19 protein-coding genes are annotated in these 21,203 nt (G+C 60.4%); 8 read left to right on the forward strand and 11 right to left on the reverse strand.

The window, feature by feature from the left end:
- From ACZRMO_RS19005 to ACZRMO_RS19025, 5 genes are all read left to right on the forward strand, one after another.
- The coding region (locus ACZRMO_RS19005; RefSeq protein ID WP_463973852.1) for a DUF3304 domain-containing protein at window positions 1-457 on the forward strand (457 nt) is incomplete at its 5' end.
- Window positions 445-2,769, forward strand: a complete 2,325-nt coding sequence (locus ACZRMO_RS19010; RefSeq protein ID WP_463973853.1) for a T6SS phospholipase effector Tle1-like catalytic domain-containing protein — start codon at window positions 445-447, stop codon at window positions 2,767-2,769. The genes ACZRMO_RS19005 and ACZRMO_RS19010, both read left to right, overlap by 13 nt.
- Window positions 2,769-3,032: a PAAR domain-containing protein gene (locus tag ACZRMO_RS19015; RefSeq protein ID WP_207043507.1), complete on the forward strand. Its 264-nt coding sequence runs from the start codon at window positions 2,769-2,771 to the stop codon at window positions 3,030-3,032. Before ACZRMO_RS19010 ends, ACZRMO_RS19015 begins: the two co-directional genes overlap by 1 nt.
- A gap of 140 nt (window positions 3,033-3,172) precedes the next feature.
- Window positions 3,173-4,165, forward strand: a complete 993-nt coding sequence (locus ACZRMO_RS19020) for a hypothetical protein (RefSeq protein ID WP_463973973.1) — start codon at window positions 3,173-3,175, stop codon at window positions 4,163-4,165.
- Window positions 4,152-7,505, forward strand: a complete 3,354-nt coding sequence (locus tag ACZRMO_RS19025) for an ImcF-related family protein (protein WP_463973854.1) — start codon at window positions 4,152-4,154, stop codon at window positions 7,503-7,505. Before ACZRMO_RS19020 ends, ACZRMO_RS19025 begins: the two co-directional genes overlap by 14 nt.
- Window positions 7,506-7,580: 75 nt before the next feature.
- On the opposite strand, the gene lpxH is transcribed toward ACZRMO_RS19025, so the two are convergent.
- Window positions 7,581-8,330, reverse strand: a complete 750-nt coding sequence (lpxH, locus tag ACZRMO_RS19030) for a UDP-2,3-diacylglucosamine diphosphatase (RefSeq protein WP_463973855.1) — start codon at window positions 8,328-8,330, stop codon at window positions 7,581-7,583.
- Window positions 8,331-8,332: 2 nt separating this feature from the next.
- The gene (locus tag ACZRMO_RS19035; protein WP_463973856.1) at window positions 8,333-8,833 is read right to left on the reverse strand and encodes a peptidylprolyl isomerase; all 501 of its coding nucleotides are present in this window, start codon (window positions 8,831-8,833) and stop codon (window positions 8,333-8,335) included.
- Between the two features lie 247 nt (window positions 8,834-9,080).
- On the opposite strand from ACZRMO_RS19035, the gene ACZRMO_RS19040 reads away from it, so the two are divergent.
- Together ACZRMO_RS19040 and cysS are read left to right on the forward strand one after the other, a co-directional pair.
- Entirely contained in the window at window positions 9,081-10,781 is a 1,701-nt protein-coding gene (locus tag ACZRMO_RS19040) for a glutamine--tRNA ligase/YqeY domain fusion protein (RefSeq protein WP_124528972.1), read from the forward strand.
- Window positions 10,782-10,825: 44 nt separating this feature from the next.
- Entirely contained in the window at window positions 10,826-12,214 is a 1,389-nt protein-coding gene (cysS, locus tag ACZRMO_RS19045; RefSeq protein WP_463973857.1) for a cysteine--tRNA ligase, read from the forward strand.
- A 208-nt stretch (window positions 12,215-12,422) separates the two neighbouring features.
- Here the strand turns inward: cysS and ACZRMO_RS19050 are convergent, their stop codons facing one another.
- The 3 genes from ACZRMO_RS19050 to ACZRMO_RS19060 all read right to left on the reverse strand — a co-directional run bounded on the left by ACZRMO_RS19050 (window position 12,423) and on the right by ACZRMO_RS19060 (window position 14,291).
- Window positions 12,423-12,764, reverse strand: coding sequence for a DUF6124 family protein (locus tag ACZRMO_RS19050; protein WP_463973858.1), 342 nt, complete (start codon window positions 12,762-12,764; stop codon window positions 12,423-12,425).
- Window positions 12,765-13,200: 436 nt separating this feature from the next.
- Window positions 13,201-13,737, reverse strand: coding sequence for a dihydrofolate reductase (locus tag ACZRMO_RS19055; RefSeq protein WP_463973859.1), 537 nt, complete (start codon window positions 13,735-13,737; stop codon window positions 13,201-13,203).
- Complete coding sequence (locus ACZRMO_RS19060; protein WP_463973860.1) at window positions 13,734-14,291, reverse strand: dihydrofolate reductase family protein; 558 nt, start codon at window positions 14,289-14,291, stop codon at window positions 13,734-13,736. The genes ACZRMO_RS19055 and ACZRMO_RS19060 overlap by 4 nt, the downstream gene beginning before the upstream one ends.
- 95 nt (window positions 14,292-14,386) lie before the next feature.
- On the opposite strand from ACZRMO_RS19060, the gene ACZRMO_RS19065 reads away from it, so the two are divergent.
- A complete protein-coding gene (locus tag ACZRMO_RS19065; RefSeq protein ID WP_463973861.1) occupies window positions 14,387-14,845 on the forward strand; it encodes an HIT family protein in 459 nt (152 codons plus the stop codon).
- Window positions 14,846-14,972: 127 nt separating this feature from the next.
- Here the strand turns inward: ACZRMO_RS19065 and ACZRMO_RS19070 are convergent, their stop codons facing one another.
- Genes ACZRMO_RS19070 through ACZRMO_RS19095 form a run of 6 tightly spaced genes read right to left on the reverse strand, consistent with a single transcriptional unit; the run spans window position 14,973 to window position 21,012 of the window.
- Window positions 14,973-15,311 (reverse strand): Na+/H+ antiporter subunit G, encoded by a 339-nt coding sequence (locus ACZRMO_RS19070; RefSeq protein WP_026136444.1) that lies wholly within the window; start codon window positions 15,309-15,311, stop codon window positions 14,973-14,975.
- A complete protein-coding gene (locus ACZRMO_RS19075) occupies window positions 15,308-15,586 on the reverse strand; it encodes a K+/H+ antiporter subunit F (protein ID WP_105522735.1) in 279 nt (92 codons plus the stop codon). The genes ACZRMO_RS19070 and ACZRMO_RS19075 overlap by 4 nt, the downstream gene beginning before the upstream one ends.
- Window positions 15,583-16,071, reverse strand: coding sequence for a Na+/H+ antiporter subunit E (locus ACZRMO_RS19080; protein ID WP_017734184.1), 489 nt, complete (start codon window positions 16,069-16,071; stop codon window positions 15,583-15,585). Before ACZRMO_RS19080 ends, ACZRMO_RS19075 begins: the two co-directional genes overlap by 4 nt.
- A complete protein-coding gene (locus tag ACZRMO_RS19085; protein WP_124528986.1) occupies window positions 16,068-17,750 on the reverse strand; it encodes a monovalent cation/H+ antiporter subunit D in 1,683 nt (560 codons plus the stop codon). Before ACZRMO_RS19085 ends, ACZRMO_RS19080 begins: the two co-directional genes overlap by 4 nt.
- A complete protein-coding gene (locus ACZRMO_RS19090; RefSeq protein WP_003192163.1) occupies window positions 17,747-18,091 on the reverse strand; it encodes a Na+/H+ antiporter subunit C in 345 nt (114 codons plus the stop codon). The genes ACZRMO_RS19085 and ACZRMO_RS19090 overlap by 4 nt, the downstream gene beginning before the upstream one ends.
- A complete protein-coding gene (locus ACZRMO_RS19095) occupies window positions 18,091-21,012 on the reverse strand; it encodes a monovalent cation/H+ antiporter subunit A (RefSeq protein WP_463973862.1) in 2,922 nt (973 codons plus the stop codon). Before ACZRMO_RS19095 ends, ACZRMO_RS19090 begins: the two co-directional genes overlap by 1 nt.
- Window positions 21,013-21,203: the final 191 nt, after the last annotated feature.

Below are 21,203 nucleotides of genomic sequence, written 5' to 3' on the forward strand. Positions count from 1 at the left end.
GTGTGTATCTGCCGAAAATAAAATGGTGGCCGGGAATATAGCGGCGATTAATCATGTTGAAGGGACTGCGATTAATTGGTTTTCGGTGAATGGCTATAGAGCGCACGGCGGAGGGGGGAGTTCGTGTTGCATTATTATGCCGGTTAAGTGGCGGCCGGGGTTGAAGGTGGATGTTGAGTGGGAGGTTGATCCTGATCGCTTTGCGAAAATAAAAAGAAAAACAATCGGGTTTGGATTTGATGAGGAAGCCTGGGCCAGTCACAAGGCTAAATTTCGACAGTACCGCGTTACTGTCGATGTTCCTGAATGGCCGGAAAAAAAATCTTGTGATCTAAAGGTACATTTTTTAACTTGCAATCGCGTTGCAGTTACTACTGCTTGTGCGATATATGGCCGACCAGATTATCCGATCAGAGAGCCTAGGCGCGCGAAGGAGCCAGCTGTATGCTTAAAATAAATAGCCAACTTAAAGAAAAAGCTTTCGGGCCGCCTGTTTTTCCTCTGGGCGGGCGCTTGCCTACAGAGGTCTCGGTGGTGGGTGCTAACTATCGTAGGCAAGCTGCTGAAGAAAACCTATTTTGTAGGCAGCGTGATTTTTCTGGAAAGAGTCAGCGCTTTGTATGTTGCCACAGTATGCATATAAGTCTGTTTTTCGATGGGACCAATAATAACGATAATAACGACACCAAGAAGAACCATCCCAGTAATATCGCCAAGCTCTATCATGCGTCGATTCAAGATGATGAAGCTAAAGGCAGTGGCTATTACTCTTACTACATGCCCGGTGTTGGCACTCCATTTCCGGAAGTGGGCGAGTTGGATTACAGCGAGGACGGGTTGAAGTACGCCTCCGGAGGCGAGGATCGCATCAACTGGGCTTTGGTATCTGTCGCCGACGCCATGTATTCGTCGTTGGCCGGTGTTCCTTTATCGCAGGATGATCGTGCGAAAGCGGTCAGCAAAATGAGCACGTGGCCTACGCCCTTGATGAGTACCCTTGGCCCAAGCAATCGCCGCTCCGTAATGACCAGCCTGCTTGCCCCCTTGAAAGCGCGCGTGCCGATAGCACAGCCCAAAGTCCTGGGAATCAAACTCTTCGTATACGGCTTCTCCCGAGGCGCCGCAGAGGCCCGCACTTTTGTCACTTGGTTAACCCAGTTATTCGACACGTCAGAAGGCGCCGGACGCCCCGAACAAAGCCTGATTGGCCTGCCCATCAGTGTCGAATTTCTCGGCCTGCTGGATACCGTAGCTTCGGTCGGTATCGCTCATGCTGCGCCGTTTTTTGCAGGGCACATGGATTGGGCTGATAACACTCAATTATTGCCCGACACCCAACGTTTTCCGGATCTGGTCAAGTGCTGTCGACACTTTGTCGCAGGCTTTGAACAGCGCTCGTGTTTCCCGCTGGATTCGATACGTAATGAGGACGGTAAGTACCCAGCCAACACCATCGAAGTGGTCTACCCCGGCGTTCACTCCGATGTCGGTGGTGGCTACCCTAAGAATGATCAGGGCAAGGCGCGGGGCGCTACCAATGAATTGGTGTCACAGATCGTGTTGCATGACCTGTACGCCGAGGCTTTCGCAGTGGGTGCACCGTTGCAAGTGCCGGAAGCTGCTCTGCCGAGAGGGTTATCTGACCAGAAGTTCTGGCGTGTGATGGACCCCAACATAGAGAGTGAATTTGGTCTGAGCAGCGAATTAGTCGAACGCTTCAACGCCTGGCGCCAAACCCTCCCAGGCATCCCTTCCGACCCACCCACCGCCACTCCCCCCTGGTCCTACCAACCCATCCAGCTCACCACCACTGTCGAAGACACCCTGGCCGACCAGTTGGGCTGGATCACCGGCTGGCGCATCGGCCGTTTTGCCAACGACAGCTACAAACACCAACCCTTTTTCACTCAAGCCCACGAGACCACGGCCTACGATGAGGGCCAACAACGCGAACACTATGAAGCGTTGAAACGCGGTCTAAAAAAAGACCGCCAACAAGCCCCCGAGGCCGCCAAAAACTATCCCGGCCCACCCATCTACGAACCGAAGATCGACCAGACCCAACTCAGCCAGGCCGCTGCCGAGTTCAAGGCCGACTACACCGGCAGCAAACGCGAACAAACCAGCTTGAAGGGTTACATGCTGGACGTGGTGCTGCGCGACGCGATCTACCTGCTCAATGAAGATGACGAAGCCAGGGACCATGCCGCACTCAAGGCAGCGGGCGAGCGACGTTGCAAACAGCTGTTTCGGGATGACCGAGGTACACCCAGTACGCAAACCAATATGGCCCTGCTGGTCGCGCTGTTCGACGACCAAGTCCACGATTCCCGCGCCTGGTTTATGCATGACGCATTGAAAACCCGTGAGCTGTGGGCCGGTTACTTTTTCTACCGCATGACCTATTTCGGCAATGAAAACAGCCGCGAGCTTTCCCCGGTGGTGGTGGCGGGGCGGATGCTGGGTGTGGCGATGGTGGTTGGGGCCACGGTGTATGGCATCAAGCGAAAAAACGCCCTGGGTGGCCTCGCCGCCGGCATCGGCGGCGCGACCATCGGTTATCAGGTCATCGACAAGGCCACGGGCTTGGTGGTGCCGTTCTTGCCAGGGGCTGAGCAAATCCTCAAGCCAACCGCGCATATTGGCTTGGTGGCCGCCGAGCTGAAAACTCAAATCGTCCAGGAGGACCTGGCCGAGCGCCTGGAACGTACCACTGCCATGCTGCGCGCGGCGGGCAGCTTGTTTGAGATCGACGGGGAGGTGGCCTGATGTTGCCTTTAGTGCGTGTCGGTGATCCTTTGCAGCCGTTTGGCGGCGAGGTTTTGCAAGGCCATTTCCTGGCCTTCGGCAAACCGGTGGCCTGCATGGGCGATCCAGTCCGCTGTAAAAAGCATGGTTTGAACAAAATCAGTGAAGGCACTGCGGGTTCCACGATGGACGGCAAACCTGTGGCGCTGCACGGGCACCGGTGTGAGTGCGGCTGCCGTTTGGTGAGCACCCTTGCGACCTCATCGATGGGGGTGTCGCCATGACTCGGCCACCGCTGTATCCGCAGGTCATCGCGCCGCGAGCACCCCAGTGGCGACGCTGGTGGCTGGCGTTGCTGATGCTCTGTAGCGTGCAGGCTGCGGTCCTGCTGGGGTTATGGCCCAAAGGGCAGCCTCAGCTTGAACTGTGGTTATGGAGTGCAGTGCTGCCATTGAGTTGGGCGATGGTATTGGCGTTGCGTGTATTGGTTTGGCAGATCGCTCAGTTCCAGACGGATGTGTACCGAGGCATCCGTGATGAAGACCTGCAGCGCTGGTGGCGGCGGCGTGGTTTGGGTTTGCCGGTGCAACAGGTGCTGTTGCTCGGGCCGGCGGGCGACGAGCAGGCACAGTACTGCGGGCTGATGGCCGCCACGCCAGTCCCGAAACCGTCGCTGATACCGGGGGCGACGCAGCCTGCGCTACGGTGTCGATTGTCACTGAGCAATGTCACCGAGCGCGGCCCTGCCTTGGCCCGCCACCTTGCCCGGTTGACCCTTGCACTTCCTGAGTTATCTGCGCGCTGGCCAACGCTGCGCGGCGTTGCCTGGGCGGGTGATGCGGGCAGCGAGACGGCGTTCACGCAACAGTTGGTCAAGGCCGGAGTGAGGCTGCCCGATACCCGCGTGCCATTGGGCGATCTGGCTGACCTCGACGCGCTGATTGAAGGCTTTTACCCGCTCTGTCAGGAAGCGGCTGATTGGTTCTTGTGTGCCGGCGTAGTGTCTTTGGAGCGCGCCGGAGACGGCGACCTGCCAGGCGAAGCAGGCTTTCTGTGGGTAGTGGATCGGCAAGCCAGGCAGCTGTTGCATCGAGGTGAGTATCTATTGAGCGAGACGAATGAGTCGCCCGCTGAACTGTGCGCGCAGGTGCAATGTTATGCCGGCCTTGATGGGCCTCCACCCAGCTGTTTGGCATTGGATAAGATCAGCCAGGTAGCGTTTGCGCAGGGAGGCTGGTGCGCAGCAGAGCACCAACTGAGCACGCAATGGGGCCTGCTGGGGAACCTGGCGCCTTTCATCGGTATGTCGCTGGCGCTGTTGCAGGCGACGGTGGCAGCTCAGCCCTGCGGCTGGTTGAGTCAGGATGCCGAGGAGCGACTGGCCATTGGAGTGGTGGTACCTCATGGCAATCATTAAAAGTGGGCGTAAAGCCTCTTTGGTCGGCATGGGGTTGGGCTATCTGGTGGTGGTGTGGTTGCTGGTCACGCTCGGCTGCTTGTTCTACGCATTGTGCAGCAACTATTTCGCTTGGCCAGCGTTGGCGCTCAAGGATCTGGCACTACGGGGCCTGTTCATTGGGCTCGCGCTTTGCTGGTTTTGCCCGCTGATTGTATTGGCTTGGGACCGTATGGCGGTTGGCTGGGCAACGGGGTTGGTGGCGACGGTGGCTGAACCCTGGGATGCTTTTCCGAGCCCCGTCGAACCTGAAGGAAACCTGTGGCTGGAGGCGTTACGCAAGTCTCTTCGCACGCAGCACGGGAACTTCTGGCGCAGCAAAGTCCGCTTGTTTTTAGTGTTTGGCGAACCGGATCAGATCAGCGCTATCGCACCTGGCTTGACGCCGCAGAACTGGCTGGAAGGGCAAGGCACGGTGTTGTTATGGGGTGGCAGTGTCAATTCCGGACTGGACGAGGCAGCCCTTGCACCGTGGCGCGAGTTGAGCCGCTGGCATGCGCTGGATGCTGTGGTCTGGGCGCTGAGCAGTGAGCAAAGCCTCGATGAAGTCGCGATGGGTGAGGGTGTTCGGCATTTTGGCAAACTGTCCCGTGAGCTGCGCTGGCAGATCCCACTGCACCTGTGGCAAGTCTGCGCCAGCCAATGGCCGCAGGCCCAGCGCACGGTCGAGCCGGTTGGCAGTGTGTTGCCGACGAGGCTGACCGCCGCCGCCCTGCAAGCGTGCTTGCAAGGCTTGATCGAGCCCCTGCGTCACGCGGGTCTGGCACAGATGCGTGATCAGACTACCCATGATTTCCTGCTCCGGCTGTCTCGCGATTTGCAGGCCGAAGGCATTACCCGTTGGCGCCAGGCGCTTGCGCCGTTGCTAGGCCGGTCCGCCCGTGGAGTACCTCTGCGTGGTGTGTGGTTCAGCCTGCCGGTGCAGCGTGAGCAGGCGGGCCATTATTGGCCGACGGATCCCGCCTGGAACGGCGTGCTGGAGGACAAGCCCGTACGGCGTCGAGTGGGCTGGAGCGCCGCTCGCGTGGGTTACGCCGTGACTATGCTGCTGATGCTGGCCTGGGGAATTGGCTTGTTGCTGTCCTTTCCCAGTAACCGCGCGCAGGTTGCGCAGGCACACGTTTCGCTCGCTGCGCTGCAGCAATCGGAACAAGGTGACCAGCAATTTCAGGCCCTCAACGAGCTGACCCGCGCACTCGCCCGGCTGGACTACCGCGCCGAACACGGCACGCCGTGGTATCAACGCTTCGGCTTGAACCAAAACCAAGCCTTGCTTGAAGCCCTTTGGCCGCGCTATGTCGAAGCCAATAACCGATTGATGCGCGACCCGGCGGCCGCGAATTTGCGACGCCAACTCGACACTCTGATCAGCCTGGCACCGGACAGCCCGGACCGCGCCCGTCACGCCCAGGTTGCCTACGATCAACTAAAGGCATACCTGATGATGGCTCGCCCGGAGAAAACCGATTCTGTCTTCCTGGCCAAGGTCTTGGGCGAGGCTGAGCCGCTGCGTGCCGGTTTGTCCCCCGGTATTTGGCGGAACCTGTCGCCGACGCTCTGGCAGTTCTACAGCGTACAGTTGGCTGCACATCCCGAGTGGCGCATCGCGGCTGACTGGAAGCGGGTCGCTCAGGCCCGGCAGGTCTTGCTCGGCCAGTTGGGTCGACGCAATGCCGAGGCCAGCCTGTACCAACAGTTGCTCGATGGCGCCGCCAACCATTCGCCGGACTTGAGCCTACACCAGATGGTCGCCGATACCGATGCACTGGCACTGTTTTCCACCGACGCCAGTGTAGCGGGGGTGTTTACCCGCCAAGCCTGGGAGGGCCATGTGCGCCAGGCCATCGATGATATTGCCAGCGCCCGACGCGAGGAAATCGACTGGGTGCTCAGCGACAAGCCCATCGATGTTGATCCCCATCTGACGCCAGAAAAACTGCGCGAGCGTCTTACCGAACGCTACTTCCAGGACTATGCCCAAGCGTGGCTGGACTTCCTCAACAGCCTGCGCTGGCAGCAATCCGAACGGATGTCCGATGTCATCGACCAATTGACTTTGATGAGCGATGTGCGCCAGTCGCCATTGATTGCACTGATGAACACTGTGGCCTACCACGCGCATGCAGGTCAGCGTGGCCGGGCACTGGGGGACTCGCTGATCCAGTCGGCACAAAAGTTGATCGGCCAGGACGAGACGCCAGTGATCGACAGATTGACGAGTGAGCCGAGCGGCCCGATGGATGCCACTTTCGGCCCGCTGCTTTCACTGATGAGCATCGACGGCAGCGGCAGTAAGCTCACCCTGCACGCCTTTCTCACCCAAGTCACCCGCGCTCGCCTGAAACTGCAGCAAGTCAGCCACGCCCCGGACCCACAGGCCTTGACCCAGGTCCTGGCGCAAACAGTCTTCCAGGGTAAAAACGTCGATCTGACCGATACCCAGTCCTACGGCAGGCTGATCGCTGCCAGCCTTGGTGCGCAGTGGGCTGGGTTCGGTGAGGCGCTGTTCGTGCGTCCAATGGACCAGGCCTGGCAGCGGGTGCTGCAACCTTCAGCGGTGAGTCTTAATCGCCAGTGGCAACGCGCCATCGTGACACCCTGGCACAGCGCGTTTGCCAGCCGCTATCCGTTTGCGGCTACAGGCAGTGACGCCTCGTTGCCGATGTTGGGACAAATGATCCGTGCCGACTCGGGGCGGATCGAGCAGTTTTTGCACCATCAACTAAGCGGCGTGTTGCGCAAGGAGGGCAATCGCTGGGTGGTCGATCCGTTGCATAGTCAGGGCCTGCGTTTCAACCCGCAGTTTCTGTCCGCCATCAACCAGCTCAGCAACTTGGCGGACGTGCTCTACACCGACGGAGGCATGGGTCTGAGCTTCGAGCTCCAGGGCAAAGCGGCCAGAGACGTGGTGCAAACCACCTTTGTTCTCAATGGTGAAAAACACCACTACTTCAACCAAAAAGAACGTTGGCAGCGCTTCAGCTGGCCAGGCCGTAGCGATTACCCCGGGGTGAGCCTGAGCTGGACCAGTGTGCATGCCGGCGAACGCCTGTTTGGTGATTACCAGGGCATATGGGGTCTGATTCGTCTGTTGGAAAAAGCCCGCGTCACGCCATTGGACGATGGCGACAGCCTCTATCGCATGGTGCTCAAGGCGCCTGACGGTATTGAACTGGCTTGGCGTCTACGCACTGAACTGGATGCCGGGCCGTTGGCGTTGCTCAAGTTGCGCGGTTTTACGCTGCCTTCACAGATATTTCTGGCTGACGAGTCGTATGTACAAAGCGCGAGTGTGGAATGAAATCCCCTGTGGGAGCAGGCAAGCCCGCTCCCACATTTGGATCTGTGTTCACATTGGATCAGTGGTGTTTGAGGTTCAGGCGCCGGGCAACGCCAACTGCGGGTTCACAAAATCAAACGCCGCCAACTGAAACCCCTGCTCATCCACCTGTAACGCCCAGCCCTGCTTGTCCCAATCCCCCAGCACAATGCGCTTGGCCGCTTGCTCGCCAATCTGCAACTTGTGAATGGCGGGGCGGTGGGTATGGCCGTGGACCAGGGTGCGCACGCCAAACTGCTGCATCACCCGGGGCACTTCCTCGGGGGTCACATCGACAATGTCGTTGGCCTTCATGCGCGTCTGTGCACGGCTTTCGCTGCGCAGCTTGCGCGCCAGTTTATGGCGGGTGCGCAGGGGCAGGTGGCGCAGGATGAACAGCACGATGGGGTTGCGCAGGATGCGGCGCAGCTTCATATAGCCGACGTCGCGGGTGCAGAGGCTGTCGCCGTGCATCAACAGCACGGGCTCGCCAAATAGCTGCACGACACTCGGGTCCTTGAGCAAGGTTGCGCCTGCTGCTTTGCAGAACGCCTTGCCGATGAGGAAATCGCGGTTGCCATGCATGATGAAAATCGGGGTGCCGCTGTCGCTGAGTTCGCGCAGGGCCACGCAAATCGAACGTTGGAAGGGGGTCATGCCATCGTCGCCAATCCAGGCTTCAAAGAAGTCCCCCAGAATGTACAAGGCCTGGGCGCCACGGGCGCGGCCGTGGAGCAGATCCAGAAACGCCCGGGTAATGTCCGGGCGCTCCTCTTCCAGATGCAAGTCTGAAATAAGCAGGATCACCCTTAGATGATCTCGACTTTCTCGACGATAACGTCTTCTACCGGAACGTCCTGGTGACCGGCTTTACCGGTGGTCTGCACGCCTTTGATCTTGTCAACGACGTCCTGGCCTTCGGTGACTTTACCGAATACCGCGTAGCCCCAACCCTGCACGTTCTTGCCGCTGTGGTTCAGGAAGGCGTTGTCGGCCACGTTGATGAAGAACTGCGCGGAGGCCGAATGCGGCTCCATGGTACGGGCCATGGCGACGGTGTACTTGTCGTTGGAAAGGCCGTTGTCCGCTTCGTTCTGGATGCTTGGGCGCTTGTCTTTCTTTTCTTTCATGCCAGGCTCGAAACCGCCGCCCTGGACCATGAAGTTGCCGATCACACGGTGGAACACGGTGTTTTCGTAGTGGCCAGCGTTCACGTACTCGATGAAGTTGGCGACGGTGATCGGCGCTTTTTCGGCGTTCAGTTCGATGACGATGTCACCGTGGTTGGTGGTCAGTTTGACTTGAGTCATGGTCGTTTCTCTTTCAAGGAATTCGTGGGTGTGGACGCCGGGGCGCCTTACCGGTTTGGCAAAACTTCGGCCAAGGGGCGCAGTTTAGCGTGACCTGTAGGAATTTCGAGGTGGTTTTTTACCGCCCATGCAATAAATGCAGCAGTTTTTGACCACGCTCTGTCAGTGTCTTGACGGCTTCGGCTATTATGAGCGCTTTGTTTTATCTGGCCTTACCCGGCCACGAACCTGTCTGTTCAAGGATCCTATGAGCAAGCCCACTGTCGACCCTACCTCGAATTCCAAGGCCGGACCTGCCGTCCCGGTCAATTTCCTGCGCCCGATCATCCAGGCGGACCTGGATTCGGGCAAGCACACGCAGATCGTCACCCGCTTCCCGCCAGAGCCCAACGGCTACCTGCACATCGGTCACGCCAAGTCGATCTGTGTGAACTTCGGCCTGGCCCAGGAGTTCGGTGGCGTCACGCACCTGCGTTTCGACGACACCAATCCGGCCAAGGAAGACCAGGAATACATCGACGCCATCGAAAGCGACGTGAAGTGGCTGGGCTTCGAATGGTCCGGTGAAGTGCGCTATGCCTCGCAATACTTCGACCAGTTGCACGACTGGGCTGTCGAGCTGATCAAGGCCGGCAAGGCCTACGTCGATGACCTGAGCCCGGAGCAAGCCAAGGAATACCGTGGCACGCTGACCGAGCCGGGCAAGAACAGCCCGTTCCGCGACCGTTCGGTGGAAGAGAACCTCGACTGGTTCGCCCGCATGCGTGCCGGTGAGTTCGCCGACGGTGCCCGCGTACTGCGTGCCAAGATCGACATGGCCTCGCCGAACATGAACCTGCGCGACCCGATCATGTACCGCATCCGCCATGCCCATCACCACCAGACCGGTGACAAGTGGTGCATCTACCCGAACTACGACTTCACCCACGGTCAGTCGGACGCCATCGAAGGCATCACCCACTCCATCTGCACCCTGGAGTTCGAAAGCCATCGCCCGCTGTACGAGTGGTTCCTGGAGCACCTGCCGGTGCCGGCGCACCCACGTCAGTACGAGTTCAGCCGCCTGAACCTGAACTACACCATCACCAGCAAGCGCAAGCTCAAGCAACTGGTCGATGAAAAGCACGTACATGGCTGGGACGACCCGCGCATGTCCACGCTGTCGGGCTTCCGTCGCCGTGGCTACACGCCAGCCTCGATCCGCAACTTCTGCGACATGGTCGGCACCAACCGTTCCGACGGCGTCGTGGACTTCGGCATGCTCGAATTCAGCATCCGCAACGACCTCGACCACAGCGCCCCACGCGCCATGTGCGTACTGCGTCCGTTGAAAGTCGTGATCACCAACTACCCGGAAGACAAGGTCGATCACCTCGAACTGCCGCGTCATCCGCAGAAAGAAGAACTCGGCGTACGCAAGCTGCCGTTCAGCCGTGAAATCTACATCGACCGCGATGACTTCATGGAAGAGCCGCCAAAGGGCTACAAGCGCCTGGAACCGGCTGGCGAAGTACGCCTGCGCGGCAGCTACGTGATCCGTGCCGACGAAGCGATCAAGGACGCCGATGGCAACATCGTCGAACTGCGTTGCTCCTACGACCCGGAAACCCTGGGCAAGAACCCGGAAGGCCGCAAGGTCAAGGGCGTGATCCACTGGGTGCCGGCCGCCGCCAGCATCGAATGCGAAGTGCGCCTGTACGATCGTCTGTTCCGCTCGCCGAACCCTGAGAAGGCTGAAGACAGCGCGAGTTTCCTCGACAACATAAACCCTGACTCCCTGCAAGTACTTACGGGTTGTCGTGCCGAGCCGTCGTTGGGCGAAGCACAGCCGGAAGACCGTTTCCAGTTCGAGCGCGAAGGTTACTTCTGCGCGGATATCAAAGACTCGAAACCTGGTGCTCCGGTATTCAACCGTACCGTGACCTTGCGTGATTCGTGGGGCCAGTGATTCAGGCAGGCCTGACCGGCTTTGCCTAGAGAGAAGGAATCGTCGTGTTAACGATCTACAACACACTCAGCAAGACCAAAGAAGTCTTCAAGCCGCTGGATGGCAACAAGGTGCGCATGTACGTGTGCGGCATGACCGTGTACGACTACTGCCACATCGGCCACGGCCGCAGCATGGTGGCCTTCGACCTGGTGACCCGCTGGTTGCGTTTCAGCGGCTATGACTTGACGTATGTGCGCAACATCACCGACATCGACGACAAGATCATCAACCGTGCCAACGAAAACGGCGAGTCGTTCGACGCGCTGACCGAGCGCATGATCGCCGCCATGCACGAGGACGAGGCGCGCCTCAACATCCTCAAGCCGGACATGGAGCCGCGCGCCACGGACCACATCCCGGGCATGCACGCGATGATCCAGACCCTGATCGACAAGGGTTACGCCTACGCCCCGGGCAATGGCGACGTGTACTACCGCGTCGCCAAGTTCATGGGCTACGGCAAGCTGTCGCGCAAGAAAATCGAAGACCTGCGCATCGGCGCACGCATCGAAGTGGACGAAGCCAAGCAAGACCCACTGGACTTCGTGCTGTGGAAAGGCACCAAGCCCGGCGAGCCGAGCTGGGAGTCGCCATGGGGCGCCGGGCGTCCGGGCTGGCACATCGAATGCTCGGTGATGTCCACCTGCTGCCTGGGCGAGACCTTCGACATTCATGGTGGCGGTAGCGACCTCGAGTTCCCGCACCACGAAAACGAAATCGCCCAAAGCGAAGCCGCCACCGGCAAGACCTACGCCAACGCCTGGATGCACTGCGGCATGATCCGCATCAATGGCGAGAAGATGTCCAAGTCCTTGAACAACTTCTTCACCATTCGCGACGTGCTGGAAAAGTACCATCCTGAGGTTGTGCGTTACCTGCTGGTGTCGAGCCACTACCGCAGCGCGATCAACTACTCGGAAGACAACCTCAAGGACGCCAAGGGCGCCCTGGAGCGTTTCTACCATGCGTTGAAAGGCTTGCCGGTGGTTGCCCCTGCTGGCGGCGAAGCGTTCGTCGAGCGTTTCACCCAAGTCATGAACGACGACTTCGGCACCCCTGAAGCCTGCGCTGTGCTGTTCGAGATGGTGCGCGAGATCAACCGCCTGCGCGAGAGCGATCTCGACGCAGCGGCTGGCCTGGCCGCCCGCTTGAAAGAACTGGCCAGCGTGCTGGGCGTGTTGCAGATGGAAGCCGATGACTTCCTGCAAGCCGGCGCCGAAGGGCGTGTGGATGCGGCTGAAGTTGACGCGTTGATCCAGGCGCGCCTGAACGCTCGGGCCAACAAGGACTGGGCGGAATCCGACCGTATCCGCGACCAACTCACCGCCATGGGCGTAGTGTTGGAAGATGGCAAGGGTGGGACGACGTGGCGGTTGGCTGATCAGGCTTGATCGGTAAACGCTGAACAAAAAAACGCCCCGACTGGTTCGGGGCGTTTTTTTGCACACTGTTTTAACCACCCACTCGATCAAACTGTGGAAGCTGGCTTGCCTGCGATAGCGGTGTGTCAGTTACCGACGAGGTAGGCTGATACACCGCTATCGCAGGCAAGCCAGCTCCCACATTTTTTACCGTGCCCGCTTTGCAAATTCTTCGGCTTCAGATTGGTCTGTGAATGGGGTCGTCTTTGAGGCTTAGTGTTTTATCCACCATCAACTGGATTCCTTCCAGCATCCGGCACATTCCCAGTGCCACGCTGCGAGGATTGCCATCGATCTCGAAAGCCAAATGGCTTGCCAGCGCACGAACCGACGCTAGATCCTCTGACGCGTTGACCAACAGCGTCTCGGCGTCCAATCCTTCGCGTACGGTAAACAGGTTGTCGTCCTCAGCAGATGGCTGCGGTTTTTCAGAGGGGTTCAGATAGTGGTTAATCGCTCGATGAGCAGAGGCGTGAAACGCGGTTGAGTCTAACGGCGGATTCGGACTGTCTTTAATCATGGCGAAGCTCCTAGAGTATTGGAGCCGCCCCCATCGCTGCGAAACGATACCCGGGTGGCAGCTGTACGCAGGTTCGCAGACCGGGACTCTAGGCACCCGGCATACCCGAAGGTATCCCGCGCACAGCCGCCATAACATCAGGCATAAAAAAGCGCCCGCTATCTGAGGTGGACGCTGTGCGTCTAGAGTTTAACCGGGCTGCGAAACCCGGTCGCTGAATTTGCAGCGACCGCCGAAGATTAGGCAGCCATCTTCCGAGGGACAACCCTAAAACGCTGTCAGAAAATTCTGCGGGTTTTTGCTGGGCAGCGCCACCGGACCAGTGGTTACCCCCAATCTAAATGTGGGAGCTGGCTTGCCTGCGATCGCGGTGGGTCAGCCAACACTTTGGGTGACTGACACTCCCTCATCGCAGGCAAGCCAGCTCCCACATTTTTTACCGTGCCCGCTCAGCACCGTGAGAGTCTGCGCGGCGTACGTAATCCACCCACTCATATTCAAGGCCTTGGTGTTCCCTGACGCCATGCCGGCAGACCTCGATGAACTCACTTTCGAAGCTGGGGAATTTGGCCTCACCTTCGTGATCATCGTTGAACAGGGTGAGGTAGAGCCTGTCCACCCGGTCGATCACCTGGTCATAAAGCTCCGGCCCGCCGCCGATATGAATCTCTTCGGGCGCGAACGCCGCTGCGCATTCTATGGCTGATGCCAAAGACCGGCAGACAATCGCGTGGTCGTGCTGATACGTCGGATCACGCGAAAGCACGATATTCGGCCGATCCACCAACGGCCGCCCGCTGAGTGCAATTACCGACTCAAAGGTCTTGCGCCCCATGATCACGGGTTTGCCGATGGTCTTGGTGGCGAAGCGGCGCATGTCGTCGGGGACGTTGCGCAGCAGCCCGCCGGCCTTGCCGATGGAGCGGTTGTGGCGGCCTATGCCCGCCACCAAAGCGACGGGGATGTTCGTCATGCAGTCACTGCCTTCGCAACGGCGTAGCGGCTCTGCACAAAGCCATTGTCCGACACATCCGTACCGAGATGGCGAAGTTCATGCTCGCTGCCCACCTGGCTGAACAACGGAATTCCTTCGCCCAGCAACACCGGAATGCGCGTGATGATCAACTCGTCGATCAGGCCCGCGTCGAGAAACGCCTGGATCGTCTGCCCGCCGTCGATATACAGATGCTGCATGCCGCGCTCGGCCAGTTGTGTGACCAGTGCGCTCACATCCGCCGCCAGTACTTCTACTTTGCCCTGCAAATGCGTAGGGATCTCCAGCGGTTGGTGAGACAGCGCGATGACAGGTTTTCCCTCATACGGCCACTCGGGAAAGGACAGGACTTTCTCCAGGGTCTTGCGCCCCATGACCAATGCATCGACGCTGGCGATGAAGCTTTCATACGTCACGCCGTTCAGCACCGGGGTTTCGTATTGCGGGCGGTGCAGCCACTCGATATCACCGTCGGGTCGTGCAATGAAACCGTCAACGCTGGCTGCGATAAATACGGAACACTTGATATCCATGGCAGGCTGAAACTCCTTTTGTTTTGACGTGCGCCGAATCCTAGCTTTAGATGCTCTCCACGAGCAAACCCACGACTGAAATGGCAGCGATTAAAATGGATTGTATTTTCTGCAGCATTGTCCGCAAAACCTCCCCAGCCCACATCCTCTGGGAAGACGACCAGCACATGGCCTTCCTCTCGATCTTCCCCAACACCCCCGGTTTCAGCGTGGTGATCCCCAAGCAGCATTACGGCAGTTATGCGTTTGCGCAGTCGGATGAAGTGCTGGCCGCGCTCGCGGTGGCGGCGAAGAAGACGGCCTTGCAGATCGACCGGGCGTTTCCCGATGTGGCGCGCACGGGGCTGATCATGGAGGGGTATGGCGTGGACCACCTGCACGCGAAGTTGTTTCCCATGCATGGGACGGGCTCGGACAGCACGTTCAAGCCGTTGAGTTCGAAGGTGGATAAGTTTTTCGAAACGTATGAAGGTTATATCTCGTCCCATGATCATGGGCGGGCAGATGATGCCGGGTTGGCAGAACTGGCTGCCAGAATCCGATCCTTCGCCTAGCGCCGATCCAAATGTGGGAGCTGGCTTGCCTGCGATAGCGGTGGGGCAGCCAACACTTTGGGTGACTGACACACCCTCATCGCAGGCAAGCCAGCTCCCACATTTTTAACCGAGTTGTCCTGAGAAATCAGCGGCGGCTGCTGACTTCGGCAGGCACATCATCACCGGCCATGCGCTTGCGAAACAGCGCCGTGCGCGCCAGCAGCAGCGTGGTCACCGGCACCGTGATCGACAACAGGATCGGGATCAACCACCCGTGCAACACCGGCCCGGACTTGAGCACCGAAAAGTACACAATCGACGCCAACGCCACACACCACGCCCCCAGTGTCGAGGCCAGCGCCGGTGGGTGCATGCGCTGGAAAAAGTCCTTCATGCGCAGCAAGCCAATCGCGCCAATCAAGGCAAACACGCTGCTCAGCACCAGCAGCACCGCGACGATCACTTCCACCCATAACGGCATCATTCAATCACCTCGCCACGCAGCAGGAATTTGGCCAGGGCAAACGAGCCCACAAAGCCGAACAGCGCGATCAGCAGCGCCGCTTCAAAGTAGGTGTCACTGGCATACCGGATGCCCAGCACCAACATCATCAGCATCGCCAGCATGTACAGGTAGTCCAGCGCCAGTACCCGGTCCTGGGCCGAGGGGCCTTTGAACAGGCGCACCAGGGTCAGCACCATGGCCAGGGAGAACAGGAACAGGCTGAACAGGATCGCATTGGAGAGCAGGGCGCTCATTCGAAGATCTCCATCAGGGGCCGCTCGTAGGTGGTCTTGAAGTGCTCGATAAACTGCGCTTCATCGTCCAGGTCGAACACGTGCAGCAGCAGGATGCTGCGGTCCAGCGCCAGTTCCGACCAGATGGTGCCGGGCACTACGGTGGTGATCATCGACAGCGCGGCGAGGCCGTTGGCGTCGCGCAGGTCCAGGGGGATCTTGATAAAGCGCGAACGCGGTGGGCGTGAACCACAGGTCAGCACGCCCCAGGCCACTTGCAGGTTGGACACGATCACATCGCGGCCCACCACAAAGAACAGGCGGATAATAACCCCAGGGCGGCGGATGCGGATCGGCAGCGGCCGCAGCGGCGCCATCAGCAGCGGCGCGAGAAAGCCCAGCAGCGCGCCCAATAGCAGGTTGCCGGGGCTCACGGACAGGTTCAGCACCAGCCACAACAGCCATAGCGCCAGGGACAGCCACGGGGCAGGGAACAGTCGTTTCATGGCTGTGCCTCCGTGGCGGCGGCCTGGGCTTCAGGGCTCGGCACCGGGCGCGTGGCCATCACCGCCATCACGTAGTGCTCCGGGTTGTTCAGGCTCACGGCGGTGGCTTCGGTGTAGCGCATCAGCGGCTCGGCCTTGAAGGTCAGCAGGATGCTCAGGCCAAGCAGGAAGAAGATCGGCACGCACTCGTAGCGACGCAGCAGTGGAGATGGACGTTCTTCCGGGGTCCAGAAGCGTTGGATGCCCAAGCGTGCAAAGGCGATCAACGAGACCAGGCCCGACAGGATCAGCAGCGTGACCAGACCCCAGGCAGCCGGACGGATCGGCTCATCGATGCTGACGCCAAGCCCCAGCGGATTGATCAGCGCGCTCAACAAGCTCAGCTTGCCGATAAACCCGGACAGCGGCGGCATGCCGATAATCAGCAGCGCGCAGGCAATAAAGCTCAGGCCGAGGAAGGCCATGGTCCACGGAATCACCTGGCCAACCACGGCTTTCTGCTCGTCGTCGAGGTTCACGCCGGGCTGCGGGTGCAGCGATTCCATGGCACGTGGCAGCGCATCGATCTCTTCGTCCAGCGGCAGGTCATTGGCCGAGCGCGAGCGTTCGATCAGCTCGGCCAGCAGGAACAGCGCACTCAACGCCAGCGTCGAACTGACCAGATAAAACAGCGCGCCCGCCGTCAGGCTTGGCTGCGCGAAGCCGACGGCCGACAGCAAGATCCCCGCCGACACCAGGATGCTCAAGCTCGCCATGCGTTCCAGGCGCTGCGCCGCCACCATCGCCAGCGCGGCGCAGATGATGGTCGCCATGCCGCCGTACACCAGCCAGTCGCCGCCAAACAGCGCGGATGCACCGGCCTGGCCGGAGAACAGCAGGGTCCACAGGCGCAGCACGGTGTACACGCCGACCTTGGTCATGATCGCAAACATCGCCGCCACCGGCGCACTCGCCGAGGAATAGGCGGGCGCCAGCCAGAAGTTCAGCGGCCACATGCCGGCCTTGGCCAGGAATGCGGTGGCGAGGATCGCTGCGCCCGCATGCAGCAGGCCGCGATCGGCCTCGGGTACCAGCGGGATTTTCAGCGCCAGATCAGCAAAGTTCAGCGTGCCGGTGACGCCGTAGATCATCGCCGCGCCAATCAGGAACAGCGAGGACGCCAGCAGGTTGATCGCGATGTAATGCAGCCCCGCCGACACCCGTGCCCGGCCCGAACCGTGCAGCATCAAACCGTAGGACGCGGCCAGCAGCACCTCGAAGAACACGAACAGGTTGAACAGATCGGCGGTGAGGAACGCGCCGTACAGGCCCATCATCTGCACCTGGAACAGCGCATGGAAACTGGTGCCCGCACGGTCCCAACGGGCCATGGCGAACACCAGCGCGCTCACGCCGATAATGCCGGTAAGCACCAGCATCAGCGCCGACAGTTGGTCCACCACCAGCACGATGCCGAATGGCACCTGCCAATTGCCCGGCAGGTACACGCCAATCGAGCCGGGGCCGCCTTTTTGCGTCCAGTACAGCAGCAGGATCGCAATGCCCAGGCCCAGCACGCTGGAGAACAGGTTGATCTTGGCTTTGAGTGGCCGGCGTTTTTCGCCGAGCATCAGCATCAGCGCGGCGGTCAACAGCGGCAGCAGGATCGGTGCGATGATCAGTTGGTTCACCCAATTCATTCCTTGGGCTCCCGGCCATCAACGTGGTCGGTGCCGGTCAGGCCCCGGGAGGCGAGCAGCACCACCAGGAACAACGCGGTCATGGCAAAGCTGATCACGATGGCCGTGAGCACCAGGGCCTGGGGCAGCGGGTCGGTGTAGTTCAGCAGGTCTTGCGGCACGCCGTCCTTGATGATCGGCTCCTTGCCGATAAACAGGCTGCCCATGCTGAAAATGAACAGGTTGACCCCATACGACAACAGGCACAGGCCCATCACCACCTGGAATGTCCGCGGCCGCAGGATCAGCCACACGCCGGAGGCTGCGAGCACTCCGATGGCAATTGCGATGACTTCTTCCATCAGGCCGCTCCTTCCGTTGCGGCAACCACTTTGGCCTGGTTGCTCGGTTTATGGGCACGCACCGATTGGTGGCCGAGGGCAGTGAGCATCAGCAGCGTCGAGCCGACCACCATGGCGTACACGCCAACGTCGAAGAACAGCGCGCTGGCCACATGGATATCGCCCAGCACCGGCAGGCTGAAATGCCAGGTGTGGGTGGTCAGGAACGGGTAGCCGACAAACACTGCGCCAAGCCCGGTGAGGGTCGCCGAGAGCAGGCCGAAGCCCATCCAGCGCATCGGTCGCAGGCTCATCTGCGCCTCGACCCACTGCGTACCGGCGACCATGTACTGCAGGATAAACGCGACGGACATCACCAGCCCGGCGACAAACCCGCCGCCCGGTTGGTTGTGGCCGCGCATGAACAGGTAGAACGACACCACCAGCGCTATCGGCAGCAGCAGGCGTACCAGCACGGCGGGCACCATCATGAAGCCCAGTGCGGTATCGCTGGCCTGGCGCGGGTTGACCAGGTCGGTGGCCACGTCCGGCGCCAGTTGGCGCTGTTGCGCGGGCAGTTGCATGCTTTCTTTCGATGGGCGGAAGCGCCGCAGCAGGGCGTACACCGTCAGCGCCACGGCGCCGAGCACGGTGATTTCGCCGAGGGTGTCGAAGCCACGGAAGTCCACCAGCATCACGTTCACCACATTGCTGCCGCCGCCTTCGGGCAGGGCGCGGCTGAGGTAGAACGAGGAGATGTCGTTGGGCGTCTGGCGCGTCAACATCGCGTAGGACAGCAACGCCATGCCGCCGCCAACCACGGTGGACAGCAGGAAGTCACGCAGGCGGCGAATACGCGCCTTGCGCAAGGAGCTTGGCAGTGGCGAGACTTCTTCGATCCGCCGTGGCAACCAGCGCAGGCCCAGCAGGATCAGTACGGTGGTGACCACTTCAACCACCAACTGGGTCAACGCCAGGTCCGGCGCCGAGAACCATACGAAGGTGATGCAGGTCATCAGGCCGCACACGCTGACCATGGTCAGGGCCGCCAGCCGGTGGTACTTGGCTTGCCAGGCGGCGCCGAGGGCGCAGGCAATCGCCAGCAGCCACAGGGTCACAAAGACGATGGAACCCGGGATCTTCGGCCGGTCGCCCCAACTGAGGCTGCTGTGCAGCATCGGGATCAAACCGGCGATGACCGCCGCCAGCACCAGCAGGAACAGCTGGGTTTGCAGGCGTTTGGTGCTGATGAGCTTCTCGATCTTGCGCGTGCCACGCATCAGCACCACCAGGCAGCGCTCGAAGCCGCGCTTGCCATTGAAGTAACTGATCACGGGCGGGTACTTGAAGCGCCCGCGCTTGAGTTGCTTGCGCAGCAGCAGGTAGAGGATCACGCCGCAGGTCATGGCCACCAGGCTCATGATCATCGGCGCGTTCCAGCCGTGCCAGATCGCCAGGCTGTATTCCGGCAACACGCCGCCGACGACGGGCAGGGCGGCAGCGGCGAGGATCGAACCGACCATCTGCGCCGGGAAGATCCCCACCAGCAGGCAGGTGAACACCAGCAACTCCACCGGTGCGCGCATCCAGCGCGGCGGCTCGTGGGGCGTGTGCGGCAGGTTGGTGGCGGTGGGGCCGAAGAACACATCCACCGTGAAGCGCAGCGCATAGGCCACGCTGAACGTACCGGCGATGGTGGCGATTACGGGCAGGGTGATTTCCACCCATTTGGTCGCCGAGATAAATACGGTTTCGGCGAAGAACATCTCTTTGGACAGGAAGCCGTTCAGCAACGGCACGCCGGCCATGGATGCACTGGCGACCATCGCCAGAGTCGCGGTAAACGGGATCAACCGTACCAGGCCACTGAGTTTGCGAATGTCGCGGGTGCCGCTTTCGTGGTCGATGATGCCCGCCGCCATGAACAGCGAGGCCTTGAACGTGGCGTGGTTGAGGATATGAAACACCGCCGCGACCGCGGCCAGCGGGCTGTTGAGGCCCAGCAGCAAGGTGATCAGCCCGAGGTGGCTGATGGTGGAATAGGCCAGCAGGCCCTTGAGGTCGTTTTGGAACATGGCGCAGTAAGCGCCGAGGAGGAGGGTGATCGCGCCGGCACCGCCGACGATATAGAACCATTCTTCGCTGCCGGACAGCGACGGCCACAGGCGGGCCAGCAGGAACACGCCGGCCTTCACCATCGTTGCCGAGTGCAGGTACGCCGAAACCGGCGTCGGTGCCGCCATCGCGTGGGGCAGCCAGAAGTGGAACGGGAACTGCGCGCTTTTGCTCAGGGCGCCGATCAGCACCAGGGCGAGCATGATCGGGTACAGCGCGTGGGCGCGGATCTGCTCACCGGCCGCCAGCACGAGGTCGAGGTCATAGCTGCCGACGATATGCCCCAGCAGCATCACGCCCGCCAGCAGGCACAAGCCGCCCGCGCCGGTGACCATCAGCGCCATGTACGCGCCGCGTCGCGCATCGGCGCGGTGGTGCCAGTAGCCGATCAGCAGGAACGAGAACAGGCTGGTCAGTTCCCAGAAGAACACGATCTGGATCAGGTTGCCGGAGATCACCAGGCCGAGCATCGCACCCATGAACGCCAGGAAAAACGCAAAGAAGCGCGGCACCGGGTCATCCGGCGACATGTAGTAACGCGCATACAGCGACACCAGCGTGCCGATGCCCAGCACCAGCATCGAGAACAGCCAGGCAAACCCGTCCATGCGCAACACGAAGTTCAAGCCCAGGCTGGGCAACCACATGAATTCTTCGCGGATCACGCCACCGTGGGCGATCTGGGGGTAGAGCAGGGCGACTTGAATGGTGCCGACCAGGGCCACAAGGCCGGCCAACAGGGATTCGGTGTTACGTGCGTTATGCGGCAGCAAAGCCGCCAGACAGCTGCCGATAAAAGGCAGAAGCAGTAGAACTATCAGGGACATAGGCTTCTAATCTGCGGGAGTTTGGGATGCATCATACGTGCCGCTTTCACGATCACCAAACGGCAAGATGTGGCAGGATCCTACAAGGTAAGCCGAAAACGCCCATTTAGCATTGTTTACAGACACCACCTCCAAGTGTGGGAGCGGGCTTGCTCGCGAATGCAGGCTGGCATTCAACAAAGGTGTTGGCT

This window comes from Pseudomonas sp. B611, assembly GCF_055407965.1.